We start from the raw sequence: 12797 nt of genomic DNA on the forward strand, positions 1-12797 counted from the left end.
CGTTTTTCAGCCGCGGACCAGGGTCGCGAGACACTCCACATGCTGCGTCATGGGAAAGGCGTCGAAGGCGCGGAAGGTCTCCAAGGTCCAGCCGCGCTCGCTGAAGTAGGCGAGGTCGCGGGCCAGCGTCGCGGGGTCGCAGGACACGTAGGCGACCTTGCGGCCGGCGAGCCGGGTGATGTGCTCGACGACGTCGCGGCCCGCGCCGGTGCGCGGCGGGTCGAGGACGACGAGGTCGGCGCGGCGGACGCGCTCCCCCCGGTGGTGGCCGCCGCCGCGCTTGTTCTGGGTGCGGGACCCGCTGGACGCGCGGCCGAACTCCAGGTCGGCGACGACCTCCTCGACCGGGCCGCGCTCGATCGACACGTTCGGCAGGTCGCGCAGGTTGTGGCGGGCGTCGCGGACGGCCTGCCCGTCCGACTCGACGCCGACGACGAGGCCGTCCGGGCCGATGCGGTCGGCGAGGACGCCGGCGAACAGGCCGACGCCGCAGTACAGGTCGAGGGCGATGTCGCCGGGCTTCGGTTCGAGGGCGTCCAGGACGGCGTCGGCGAGCAGCTGCGCGGCGCCCGGGTGCACCTGCCAGAAGCCGCTGCCGCTCACCTGGAACAGCCGCCCGGAGACCTCCTCGCGGATGTAGGGGAGCGTGGAGCCCGGCTCCGGCTTGCCGCGCACGAGGCGGACCGGCACGTCCAGCCGCGGCACCTTGATCTTGCGGCGGTCGCGGCCGCGCAGCACGACGAGGCGGTCGCCGGTGGTGGCGGAGACGATGCCCTCGACGCCCGTGGCGCCCGGCCAGCGCTTGCGCTCGATGCCCATCAGCTCCACGCCCGGGTGGGCGATCAGGCATTCGTCGATGGGCTCGATGTCGTGGGAGCGGTGCTTGCGGAGCCCGACGGTGCCGGACGCGACGGAGAACTGCACGCGGGTGCGCCAGCCCAGGCCGGGCGGCGGCGCCACCTCGGAGTCGACCGGGTACGGCACCTCCTCGACGGTCACCGTGCGGGTGATCCCGGCGAGGCGCTGGAGCTGCTCCTCCACCACGGCCGCCTTGAGGGCCCGCTGGGCGGGCAGGGAGGCGTGCTGCCAGTCGCAGCCGCCGCAGCGGCCGGGCCCGGCGAACGGGCACGGAGCCTGCACGCGGTCCGGGGACGCCTCGATGATCTCCACGGCGTCGGCGCGCAGGAAGGTCTTGGTCCGGTCGGTGACGCGGGCTCTCACCCGTTCGCCGGGCAGGGCGTGCCGGACGAAGACGACGCGACCCTCGTGCCGGGCGACGCAGAAACCGCCGTTGGCGACGTTGCCGACCTCCAGTTCGAGGACGTCGGGTTCGAGTTCAGTCACGATCCGAAACATTACCGGCACCGGGGTGCGCCCCGGTCCGCGGCGGGCGCCGGGACGAGCCCGGGCCGGGCGGCTCGACCCGCCCCTTGAGCCGGTCGGACGACTGGAGCTGCCAGGCGACGCTGGTCACCATGACGCCCGGCTGGAACAGCAGCCGCCCCTTGAGCCGCAGCGCGCTCTGGTTGTGCAGGAGCTGCTCCCACCAGTGGCCGACGACGTACTCGGGGATGAACACGGTCACGACGTCGCGGGGGCTGCGCCGCCGGACGCCCTTGACGTAGGCGAGGACGGGCCGGGTGATCTCCCGGTACGGCGAGTCGAGGATCTTCAGCGGGACGGGGACGTCGAGGGCGTCCCACTCCTCCTGGAGCCGCCGGGACTCCTCGGCGTCCACCGCGACGGTCACCGCCTCCAGCGTGGACGGACGGGTGGCGCGGGCGTAGGCGAGCGCCCGCAGCGTCGGTTTGTGGATCTTGGAGACGAGCACGATGCCGTGGTTGCGGGCGGGCAGCGCGACGTCCTCGCCGGAGGGCACGAGCTCCTCGGCGACCCGGTCGTAGTGCCGCCGGATGGCCTTCATCAGCAGGAACAGCAGCGGCATCGCGATGCACACGATGTAGGCGCCGAGCGCGAACTTGGTGATCAGCACGACGACCAGGACGATGCCGGTGAGGGTGGCGCCGAACGCGTTGATGCCGCGGGAGGACTTCATCCGGCGGCGCTGCGCCGGGTCCTGCTCGGCGGCGAGCAGCCGGTTCCAGTGCCGGACCATGCCGATCTGGCTGACCGTGAACGACACGAACACGCCGACGGTGTAGAGCGGGATCAGCCGGCTGACGGACGCGTCGTAGGCGTAGATCAGCAGCCCCGCCATGGTGGCGAGGATGATGATGCCGTTGCTGTAGGCGAGCCGGTCGCCGCGGGTGTGCAGCTGGCGCGGCAGGTAGCGGTTCTGCGCGAGCACCGAGGCCAGCACCGGGAACCCGTTGTAAGCGGTGTTGGCGGCGAGGAACAGGATCAGCGCGGTCATCGCGGTGACCAGAGCGAACCCGAGGCTGAAGTTGCTGAACACGGTGTGCGCGACCTGCGCGATCACCGGGTCGGCGTCGGTGACGGCCTTGCCGGTGGCCGGGTCGACGAGGTGGCTGCCCTGGTCGGGCTCGGCGAACTTGGCGTCGGTGATGTGGGCGAACGCGGTCACGCCGCCGAACATCGTCATCGCGACGACCCCGAGCGCCAGCAGCGTCTTGGCGGCGTTCTCGCCCTTCGGCTTGCGGAAGGCGGGCACGCCGTTGCTGATCGCCTCGACGCCGGTCAGCGCGGCGCAGCCGGAGGAGAACGCCCGCAGCAGCAGGAAGACCAGGGCGAACCCGGCGACGTCCATCTCGTCGCCGCGGACCTCGTAGTGCGCGGTCTCGGCCTCCAGGTCGGTGCCGGCGACCAGCCGGATCGTGCCCCACACGAGCATGCTGAGGATCGCGAACATGAACAGGTAGGTGGGGACCGCGAAGGCGAACCCCGCCTCCTTGATGCCGCGCAGGTTGCCGATGGTGAGCAGCACCACGATGCCGATCGCGACGGCGACCTCGTGCGGCTGCATGAACTTCAGCAGCGCGCCGAGGTTCTCCACGCCGGACGACACCGACACCGCGACGGTCATGACGTAGTCGACCAGCAGCGCGCTCGCGACGACGACGCCCCAGTTGTCGCCGAGGTTGGTGGTGGCGACCTCGAAGTCGCCGCCGCCGCTCTGGTAGGCCCGGACGTTCTGCCGGTAGGACGCGACGACGGTGAGCAGGATCACCACCACGGCCGCGGCGATCCAGGGGGTGTAGTGGTACATCACCAGGCCGCCCGCGCCGAGCGCGAGCAGGATCTCCTGCGGGGCGTACGCCACCGAGGACAGCGCGTCGCTGGCGAAGATCGGCAGCGCGATCCGCTTCTTCAGCAGCTGCTCGTGCTGCTGGGAACTGCTCAGCGCGCGGCCGAGGAGGAGCCTCTTCGTGAGGTCCGGAACCTTTGACACGGTTAGAGAGCCTAGCCCGCGGGGCCGGCGGGGCTCTCCGGGCCCGGCGGGGACCTGGTTGGGTAGTGCTCGCCTGGGGGGATGTGTAGGTTTGCAGCCCGGCAGGAGCATTGACGGACAACGGGGAACGGCCGTGCATATCGTGATCATGGGATGCGGGCGGGTCGGCTCGACGCTCGCCCACATCCTGGAGGACAAGGGCCATTCGGTGGCCATCATCGACCAGAGCCCGGAGGCGTTCCGCCGGCTGCGCAGCGGGTTCCGTGGCCGCCGCATCACCGGGTTCGGGTTCGACCGCGATGTGATAGCCGAGGCGGGCATCGAGCGGGCGTCGGCGTTCGTGGCCGTCAGCAGCGGCGACAACTCCAACATCATCTCCGCGCGGGTGGCGCGCGAGACGTTCGGCGTCGACAACGTGGTGGCCCGGATCTACGACCCGCGCCGCGCGGAGGTCTACCAGCGGCTCGGCATCCCCACGGTCGCGACCGTCCGGTGGACGGCCGACCAGATCCTGCGCCGGCTGCTGCCGGAGGGCGCCGAGCCGCTGTGGCGCGACCCGACCGGCGCGGTCGTCCTCGCCGAACTGGACTCCGGGCACCTGTGGGTCGGCGAGAAGATCGGCGAACTGGAGGAGCACGCGAGCACCCGGGTGGCGTTCGTGTCGCGGATGGGCGAGGCCCTCGTCCCCGACCGGGACACGGTGATCCAGGACGGCGACATCGTGCACGTGATGGCGAGCGCCGACGACCTGGAGCGCATCAACGCCGCCGTCGCGGCACGGAACGGGGAGGACGCCTGATGCGGGTCGCGATCGCCGGGGCCGGCGCGGTGGGCCGCTCCATCGCCCAGGAGCTGCTGGAGAACGGCCACGAGGTGCTCCTGATCGACAAGAACCCGAAGGCCATCAAGGTGGAGATGGTGCCGCGCGCCGAGTGGCTGCTCGCGGACGCCTGCGAGATCTCCGCGCTGGACGACGCGGCGCTGGAGCGCTGCCAGGTCGTGGTGGCCTCGTCCGGCGACGACAAGGTGAACCTGGTCGTGTCGCTGCTGGCCAAGACCGAGTACGGGGTGCCGCGCGTGGTGGCGCGGATCAACCATCCGAACAACGAGTGGCTGTTCAACGAGTCGTGGGGCGTGGACGTCGCCGTGTCGACGCCGCGGCTGCTGTCGGCGCTGGTGGAGGAGGCCGTCAGCGTCGGCGACCTCGTCCGGCTCATGACGTTCCGGCAGGGCGAGGCGAACCTGGTGGAGCTGACGCTGCCGGACGACGCGCCGCTCGGCGGGCAGCGGGTCGGGTCGGTGGAGTGGCCGCGCGACACCGCGCTCGTGGCGATCCTGCGGGAGGGGCGGGTACTGGTCCCCTCGGCCGACGACACGCTCGAACCGGGCGACGAGCTGATGTTCGTCGCCAGCCAGGACGTCGAGGACGAACTGGCGGCGCTGCTCGGCGGACGCTGAGCTGCGCGGCGGGCACGTCGCCCGGCCCACCGCCGGGGACCCGCCCGGCCGGATCGGTCAGGCGGGTTCCTCGCGTTCGATGGGGGTGCGGCCGCGGGCGAGCAGCCACACCATCGCCGCCAGCGCGGCGACCTGCAGCGGCCAGCCCATCGCGATCTTGGCGGTGCCGAGCAGGCCGCTCTGGTCGCCGTCCGCGAGGTAGATCGGGTACTGGACGGCGACGCGGACCACGCACGGCAGCACCAGCAGCCAGGTCAGCCGCGAGCACAGCTTCAGGATGCCGGGGTCGCGCCGCCAGGCGGTCGGGTCGCCGGTGACCGAGCCGATGATGAAGCCGACGACGGGCCAGCGCACCGCGATCGAGAAGATCATCGCGGCGGCGTAGCCGGCGTTGAGGATGATCCCCGGCAGGAAGGCGTCCTCGGCCTTGCCCGAGCGCAGCGCGAAGAACGCGGCGATCGCGATGCCGACCAGGCTGTTCAGCACGAACTGCGGGCTGGAGCGCTGCGCGATCCGGACGACCAGCAGCACCACCGCCGCGCCGATCCCGGCGCCCACGGCGAGCCTGATGTTCTCGGCCCCGACGTAGGTGCCGGTGAACGCGATCGTCGGGACGGCGGCCTCCAGCATCCCGCGGACGCCGCCGAGCGCCTTGGAGAGCTGGGCGCGCACGGCCGCCTCGACGGTGTCGTGCGCGGCGGTCTCCCGCCCGGTCTGCGCTGCCGTCTCGCTCACGCCCTCAACTCACTCACGCTGTTCACGAGCCGCCGCGCAGCTCGTACCGGGGATTGAACATGACCTTGCGCCCGTCCTGCACGCTGACCAGCCCCTCGGCGCGCAGCCGGCGGCCCGGGTCGATGCCGGCGATCCTGCGGCGGCCGAGCCAGACCAGGCTGATCACGTCGGTGCCGTCGTAGAGTTCGGCCTCCAGCGCGGGCGCGCCGCCCCGCGGGCGCAGGGTCACGGTACGCAGCGTACCCGCTACGCAGTGCCGCTTGCGCGCGGCGCAGTCGGTGATCGGCGTCGCGCCCTCGTGGCCGGTGGTCTTCTGCAGCTCCTCGGCCTCGAGCTCGGCGTTGCCGGCGGTCATCCGCCGCAGGAACCGCCGCAGGCCGCTCCGGCCGCGCTCGCGCGGCTCGGGGCCCGCCGGGGGCGGCGTGCGGGCCGAAACCTCGTCCATACCTCGAAGCGTATGACATCCCCACGCGAATCGACCCCCTCGCCCGGTCAGGATCGCCGCAGTCGCGCACCGGCCAGCGCGGTGAAGTAGCCGATCTCCGGGACGCGCATCCGGCGGGCCGTGAGGAGGTAGAGCGCCCCGCCGCCGAGGCCGCCGACGAGGAGGGCCAGCAGGCTCGGGACGCGGTCGCCGGGCAGGCGGCCGAACGCCCACACGGCCGCGGCCGCGAACGCCAGGGCGGGCAGGGCGGCCAGGTGCAGCCGGGTGAGCGCGCGGAGGATGCGGCGGCCGTCCATCCCGCCGAGGCGCCGGCGCAGGACGAGCGCGGCGACCGCGGCGCCGAGCGCGTAGAACAGCCCGTAGGCGACCGGCAGCCCGATCACGACCTGCCGCGCGGGCACCGACCGCAGCAGCGCGAACGCGGCGGCGGCCTGCGCGATCCCGGCGGGGACGGCGATCAGGCCGGGCGTCCGGGTGTCGCCGAGGGCGTAGAAGACGCGCATGAGCAGCTGGTGGAGGGTGAACGGCAGCACCAGCACGGCGAACACCATGAGGATGGCGCCGATGCGGCGCGCCCCGTCCACCGTGAGGCTCCCGTAGGCGAAGAACGTGACGGAGCCGGGGATCGCGAACACCAGCATCCCGAGCCAGCACGGGACGAGCAGGGCGCTCGCGAGCCGGAGGCCGCGGGAGAAGTCGTCGCGGACGAGGTCGCGCCGCCCGTCCGCGACGTGGGCGCTCATCCGCGGGAGCAGCGCCGTGATCACCGAGACCGCGATGATCGCGTACGGGAGCTGGAAGACGACGAGGGCGAACTTGTAGGCGGCCAGGCCGCTCCCGGCGGCGCCGGCGCGGTCGCCCGCCCGGGTCGCGACGTTCGCGGTCACCAGGACGCCGGCCTGCGCGACGACGATGTAGAGCAGCATCCAGGTCGCCGTCCGGGCGGCCTCGCCGAAGCCGGAGCCGCGCAGGCCGAGGCGGGGGCGCCAGCGGAACCCGGCGGAGCGCAGCGTCCAGGCGAGGACGCCGCTCTGCACGACGGTCCCGGCCGCCGAGCCGAGGCCGAGGAGGGTGAGCTGCCCGTCGGTGACGGTGGCCGTGGTCTGCCCGCGTCCCGCGACCAGGAGGAACACCAGCCCGGCGCCGATCGTGATCACGTTGTTCACGACGGGCGCCCACATCGGCGCGCCGAACCGCTGCCGGACGTTCAGCAGCGTGCTGGCCAGGCCGCTCACCCCGATGAAGAAGATCTGGATCAGCAGCAGCCGGGTGAGCAGCACCGCGACCTCGCGCTGCCGCCCGGTGTATGAGCCGGCGTACAGGTCGATCAGCAGGCCGGCGCCCAGCACCGCGAGGACGGTCAGGACGGCGAGGGCCAGCAGGACGACGGTGAGCAGCCGCTGCTCGGTCGCCGCTCCCCCATCGGCGTCCCGCATCCGGCGTTTCACCAGGAAGGGGATGAAGACACTGGCGAGCAGCCCGCCGAGCAGCAGCTCGTACACGGTGTAGGGGATCATCTCGGCGGCCTGGTAGGCGTCGCCGAGCAGCGCGGTGCCGAGCGCGGCGCCGATCACGGCGGTGCGCAGGAAGCCGGTCAGCCGGCTGAAGACCGTCCCGACCGCCATGACGGCGCTGGAGTGCGCGACGCCGGGCGGGGCGGCCTGCGCGGCGCCGCCGATCTCGTCGCCCTCGGGCGCCTGCCGGTCGGCGGTGCCGGGATCGGCGACGTCGCCGGGGTCGCGGACCGGGACCAGGCCCGGCTCCGGCTCGCCGGGCGGCTCGGCGCGCTCCGCCTCGTCGATGACCCGCGGCATGAGGATGCGGCGCTTGCCGGTCCCGTCCATCGGCACCACCCCCGGAAGTGCCAGTATGCCCGCGGCGCGCGTCCCCGTCCTCGGCCGGACGGCCGATCTCGCGGACGCGCGCGCGGGCGGGGCCGCGCTCAGCGGAGGGCGGCCTCCACGGCCGGGACGCGGATCGTGCGGCGTGTCGCGCCGTAGGCCGTCGCGCCGGTCAGGACGGCGGCGAGGGCGGCGACCGCGACGTAGGTCCACACGTCGCCGGCGGGGAGGGGCGAGTCGCGCCGGGCGAGGCCGAACGGCACGATCGTGAAGACCGACGCGACCGTGCCGACGAGGACGCCGGTGGCGGTCAGCACCGCCGACTCCAGCGCCACCGCGCCGAGCAGCTGGCCCGGGGTGGCGCCGGCGAGCCGGGTCTGCCCGAACTCGCGGCGGCGGTGCGCGGTCGCCGCGATCAGCGTGTTGACCAGCATGATGGCGGTGAACAGCACCACCATGCCGATGACGACGAAGTTGAGCGTCTCGATGTTCTTCTGGTCGGCCGTCTTGGCGAGGCCCGCCGCGTCCATCGCCGCGTTCTCGGTGGCCTGCAGGTACAGCGTGCCGACGGCCGTCCCGACGAACAGGATGACCGGCGTCACGGCGGACGCCAGCGCGCCCGTCCGGCGGCGCATCGTGGCCGCCGCGAGGCCGCCGGCCGCGCCGCCGAGCGCCCGCAGCGGCCCGGCGGCGAGGGCCGTCACCCGGCGCATGATCGCCGGGGCCAGCAGCGCCAGCCCGATCGCGGCGAAGATGTCGGCCTGCCCGGACGTCGCCATCGCGTCGCTGCCCTCGCCGTCCATCACCGTGACCGTGATGGACGCCTCCGTCACGGCGAGCAGCAGGAACAGGGCCGCGAACACCACCCGCTTCCGGCTCAGCCGCGCGTCGTCGGTGGCGGCGGCCGCCATCGACTCCGCCGCCCGGACGCGGACGGCGCGCCGCGCGGTGATCAGCGCGGCGGCGACCGCGGAGACCAGCATGACGCCGATCCCCATCGACAGCGCGACCGGCCCGAAGCTGTAGCCGATGTCCGCCGGGACCTGGTCGGTGTCGCGCAGCAGCCCGAGCAGCGCCCGGCCGGCCGCGATCGCGGGGACGACCGCCAGCAGCGCCGCCGCCAGGGCCAGCCCGGCCGCCTCGCCGACGATCATCCGGGCGAGCTGCCCGGGGGTGGCGCCGACGCTCTTCAGCAGGGCGATCTCCGCCGCCCGCTGCCGGACCGACAGGGTCAGCGTCGAGGTGACCGCGAAGACCACCAGCAGCAGCCCCCAGCCGCCGACCACGGTCGCCATCGTCGTCAGCGTCTCGCGGGCGGTGCCGGTCGCGCCGCTCGCCGCGGCCGTGTCGAGCATCGAGGCGAACGCCATGATCATGGTCGCGCCGAGGAGCATCGCGAGGAAGCTCGCGGTGAACGCGCTCGCGCGCTTGCGCAGGGAGCGCAGTGCCAGCCCGAACATGATCACACCCTCGCCGTCGCGCGCTGGCGCTCGACCTCGTCGGCCAGGCGCGTCATCCGCTCCGCGACGGTCTCGGCCGTCGGCGCGGTCTGGTGGCCGACGATCCGCCCGTCCGCCAGGTACAGGACGGAACCGGCGAACGACGCGGCGACCGGGTCGTGGGTGACCATCACCACCGTCTGCCCGGACTCGCGCACCGACTCGCGGAGCAGGTCCAGCACGTCGCGGGCGCTGCGGGTGTCGAGCGCGCCGGTCGGCTCGTCCGCGAACACCACCCGGGGCCGGGTGACCAGCGCCCGCGCGATCGCCACCCGCTGCTGCTGCCCGCCGGACAGCTCCGCCGGCAGGTGGCCGAGCCGGTCACCGAGCCCCACCCGCTCCAGGACGGCCCGCGCCCCCGCCCGGTCCACCTTGCGTCCCGCGAGCTTCAGCGGCAGCACCGTGTTCTGCATGACGTCCAGCGTGGGGAGCAGGTTGAACTGCTGGAAGATGAAACCGATCCGCTGCCTGCGGAACCTGGTCAGCGCGGCCTCGCCGCCGCCGGTCAGCTCCGCGCCGTCCACGAAGACCCGGCCCTCGGTGGGACGGTCCAGGCCCGCCGCGCACTGCAGCAGCGTGCTCTTGCCCGACCCGGACGGGCCCATCACCGCGGTGAACGACCCGGCGGGCAGCGACAGCGACACGCCGTCCAGCGCCACCACCCGGTTGCCCTCGGCGCCGTAGACCTTGCGCACCCGCTCGAGCCGGAGCGCCTCGCCCGCCGCCGGGGCCGGTCCCTTACGTCCGTACATTTTCGTTCTGGCCTCCGCCCGGCGCCCCCTCGCGGGGCACCTCGGGAACGAAGCTACGGACGGCGGGCGCCGCCGAGGATGGGTCCAGCACGCCCATCGGGGTAGGCAAAACCCCACCCTTGCCCGGACCCGATCTTGACCGGGAGCCCCGCGAGCGGACTAGAGTCGCCCCGGTGCGCCGGGAAGTCTGGTCGGCAGGTCCCGTCATCCGCATGCCGACCTGGAGGCTCTGTGCAGGCGACCGCCGCCATCGTCATCTTCGTCTGCGCGTACGTGCTGATCGCGTCGGAGAAGGTGCACCGGACGGCGGTGGCGCTCGGCGGCGCGGGCCTGATGCTGCTGCTGCACGTCACCGACGCGCACGGCGCCTTCTTCTCCGCCGAGTCCGGGATCGACTGGAACGTCATCTTCCTGCTGCTCGGGATGATGGTGATCGTCTCGGTGCTGCGGCGCACCGGCGTGTTCGAGTACGTGGCGATCTGGGCCGCCAAGCGCGCACGGGGACGCCCCTACCGGCTGATGGTGATGCTGATCGTGCTGACGGCGTCGGCGTCCGCGCTGCTGGACAACGTCACCACCGTCCTGCTGATCGCGCCGGTGACGTTCCTCGTCTGCGAGCGGCTCGCGCTGGCGCCCGAGCCGTACCTGATCGCCGAGGTGATGGCGTCCAACATCGGCGGGACCGCGACGCTCGTCGGCGACCCGCCCAACATCATCATCGCGAGCCGTGGCGGGCTGTCGTTCAACGACTTCCTCGTCCACCTGGCGCCGCTGATCGTCGTGCTGATCGTCGTGTTCTGCCTGCTCTGCCGCCGGCTGTTCCGCTCCGCCTTCCGCTACGACCCCGATCTCGCCGCCGAGATCATGGAACTGGAGGAGCGGGAGGCCATCACCGACCGGCGGCTGCTCGCGCAGGGCCTCGGCGTCCTCGCCATCGTGATCGCGGCGTTCGTGCTCCACCCCGTCCTGCACTACGAGCCGTCGGTGGTCGCGCTGCTCGGCGCGGGGCTGCTCGTCGCCGCGACCAAGGTGACCACCGAGGAGGCGCTCAGCGAGGTCGAGTGGTCCACGCTGGTGTTCTTCGCCGGCCTGTTCGTCATGGTGGGCGGGCTCGTCGAGACCGGCGTCATCGGGGACGTCTCCCGGGCCGCCGCCGACGCCACCGAGGGCCGCCTCGGCCTCGCCGCGATGGTGCTGCTGTGGGCGTCCGCCGCGCTGTCGGCGATCGTGGACAACATCCCCTACGTCGCGACGATGAGCCCGATCGTCGCCGACCTCGTCCAGCAGCACCCCGGCGGCGACGGGCACGTCCTGTGGTGGGCGCTCGCGCTCGGCGCCGACCTCGGCGGCAACGCCACCGCCATCGGCGCCAGCGCCAACGTCGTCGTGCTCGGCATCGCGGCCCGCAACGGCACCCCGATCAGCTTCTGGCGCTTCACCCGCTACGGCCTGGTCGTCACCTTCGTCACGGTCGCGCTCTCCACGCCGTACCTCTGGCTCCGCTACCTGTAGAGCCGCCTGCGGCCCTGCCGGCGGCTCCGGCGTCCGCCGCGTCGATCCGCTCCAGGACGGCGGTGTAGCGGTGCCGGCGGTCGGGGCGGGCGCGGCCCTCGGCGTGCCGCAGCGCGGGGACCGCCGCCGCGCCGACCAGGGCCAGCCCGTCCGCGGCGGACGCGCGGACGGTGTCGCGAGGGTGCGCGAGCAGCGCGACCAGGCCGGGGACCGCGGGCCGCCAGGCGGCGTGCCCGAGCGTTCTGGCGGCGGAGCGGACCACGGCGGGCTCCGGATCGTCCAGCAGCCGGACCGTCTGGTCGAGGTAGGCGGACCGGTCCAGCACCCGCCGCGACACGCGGTGCGCGTGCAGCCGCACCTTCGTCTCGGGATGGACGATCAGCGTCGCGAGCAGGTCCGCCAGCTCGGGGTCGGCGCCGGCGCCCGCCTCCTCGTGCCGTTCGGCGAGCCGGCTGAGCGCGTCCTTGGCCGCCTTCGCCCCGCCGTCGCGGGCCCGGCGGAACAGCTCCGCGCGAGACGGTTCGCCGGCCGCTCCGGCCGGACGCTCGCGGAGGGCGTTCAGCGCCTCCTCGTCCCGCGCGGCCGCCTCCGGCCCGCGGAGCGGCCCCTCGACCAGGACGAGTTTCGCGGCGAGGTCGTCGCGCCCCTCGTCGCGGAGCCGCCGCAGCGCCCGGACCAGTTCGGGGGTGCGCAGCACCGGCCTGCCGGCGACGAGGTCGAGCAGCCCCCAGGCGCCGGCGGCGAGGCGCCCGGAGACGGCCTCGGCGACGACGTCGGCCGACGCCCCGCGCAGCGCGCGACCGGCCGCTTGCGCCGTGGCGGCGTCGCCGTGCTCCCAGGCGGACAGGAGGCGGGGGACGAACCTGTCCAGGCGGTCGGGACCGAGCCGGGCGGCCAGGCGCGCGAACCTCGCGCGGCTCTCGCCGTCTCCCGCCTCGCCGATTCCGGCCAGGTCGGCTTCGGCCGCGTCGCCGAGCGCGTTCGCCAAGCCGGGGGTGACGGGGAGGTCGGCCCGGCCGTACAGGAACGCCTTGAGCACCGCGAGCCGGGCCTCCGGTTCGGGCCAGCCGAGCAGGACGCGGGCCGCCGTCTCCCGTCGCTCCCCGCGCGCGTCGCCCAGCATCGCCAGCAGCCGCCGCCGCTGGTCGCCGGAACGGGGCTGATCCAGGTCGCCGGGGCGGGGGA

At 73.8% G+C, this 12797-nt stretch carries 11 protein-coding genes; 3 read left to right on the plus strand and 8 right to left on the minus strand.

The annotated features are described in order from the left end of the window. Positions 1-6 precede the first annotated feature (6 nt). Positions 7-1344: a class I SAM-dependent RNA methyltransferase gene (locus E1284_RS18430; RefSeq protein ID WP_424923489.1), complete on the minus strand. Its 1338-nt coding sequence runs from the start codon at positions 1342-1344 to the stop codon at positions 7-9. Continuing rightward, a complete protein-coding gene (locus E1284_RS18435) occupies positions 1337-3370 on the minus strand; it encodes an APC family permease (protein WP_131940513.1) in 2034 nt (677 codons plus the stop codon). The genes E1284_RS18430 and E1284_RS18435 overlap by 8 nt, the downstream gene beginning before the upstream one ends. Before the next feature lie 133 nt (positions 3371-3503). Here E1284_RS18435 and E1284_RS18440 point away from each other — a divergent pair, with 133 nt between their 5' ends. Then, positions 3504-4169 (plus strand): potassium channel family protein, encoded by a 666-nt coding sequence (locus tag E1284_RS18440; protein ID WP_131940515.1) that lies wholly within the window; start codon positions 3504-3506, stop codon positions 4167-4169. Continuing rightward, complete coding sequence (locus E1284_RS18445) at positions 4169-4828, plus strand: potassium channel family protein (protein ID WP_131940517.1); 660 nt, start codon at positions 4169-4171, stop codon at positions 4826-4828. The genes E1284_RS18440 and E1284_RS18445 overlap by 1 nt, the downstream gene beginning before the upstream one ends. A gap of 57 nt (positions 4829-4885) precedes the next feature. On the opposite strand, the gene E1284_RS18450 is transcribed toward E1284_RS18445, so the two are convergent. From E1284_RS18450 to E1284_RS18470, 5 genes are all read right to left on the minus strand, one after another. Then, on the minus strand, positions 4886-5563 hold the full coding sequence (locus tag E1284_RS18450) for a DUF3159 domain-containing protein (RefSeq protein WP_131940519.1): 678 nt from the start codon (positions 5561-5563) through the stop codon (positions 4886-4888). Between the two features lie 22 nt (positions 5564-5585). Continuing rightward, on the minus strand, positions 5586-6008 hold the full coding sequence (locus tag E1284_RS18455; RefSeq protein ID WP_131940521.1) for an OB-fold nucleic acid binding domain-containing protein: 423 nt from the start codon (positions 6006-6008) through the stop codon (positions 5586-5588). Positions 6009-6055: 47 nt separating this feature from the next. Beyond that, positions 6056-7852, minus strand: a complete 1797-nt coding sequence (murJ, locus tag E1284_RS18460) for a murein biosynthesis integral membrane protein MurJ (RefSeq protein ID WP_243714572.1) — start codon at positions 7850-7852, stop codon at positions 6056-6058. Between the two features lie 98 nt (positions 7853-7950). Beyond that, complete coding sequence (locus E1284_RS18465; RefSeq protein WP_131940523.1) at positions 7951-9309, minus strand: FtsX-like permease family protein; 1359 nt, start codon at positions 9307-9309, stop codon at positions 7951-7953. 2 nt (positions 9310-9311) lie between these two features. Then, positions 9312-10100: an ABC transporter ATP-binding protein gene (locus tag E1284_RS18470; protein ID WP_131940525.1), complete on the minus strand. Its 789-nt coding sequence runs from the start codon at positions 10098-10100 to the stop codon at positions 9312-9314. A 231-nt stretch (positions 10101-10331) separates the two neighbouring features. Here E1284_RS18470 and E1284_RS18475 point away from each other — a divergent pair, with 231 nt between their 5' ends. Continuing rightward, on the plus strand, positions 10332-11612 hold the full coding sequence (locus E1284_RS18475) for an ArsB/NhaD family transporter (RefSeq protein WP_131940527.1): 1281 nt from the start codon (positions 10332-10334) through the stop codon (positions 11610-11612). Here E1284_RS18475 and E1284_RS18480 read toward each other — a convergent pair. Continuing rightward, on the minus strand, positions 11566-12797 hold a 1232-nt coding region (locus E1284_RS18480; RefSeq protein WP_207923830.1), incomplete at its 5' end, for a HEAT repeat domain-containing protein. The two genes, E1284_RS18475 and E1284_RS18480, sit on opposite strands and share 47 nt — an antisense overlap.

The organism is Actinomadura bangladeshensis (assembly GCF_004348335.1).
GTDB lineage: Bacteria > Actinomycetota > Actinomycetes > Streptosporangiales > Streptosporangiaceae > Spirillospora > Spirillospora bangladeshensis.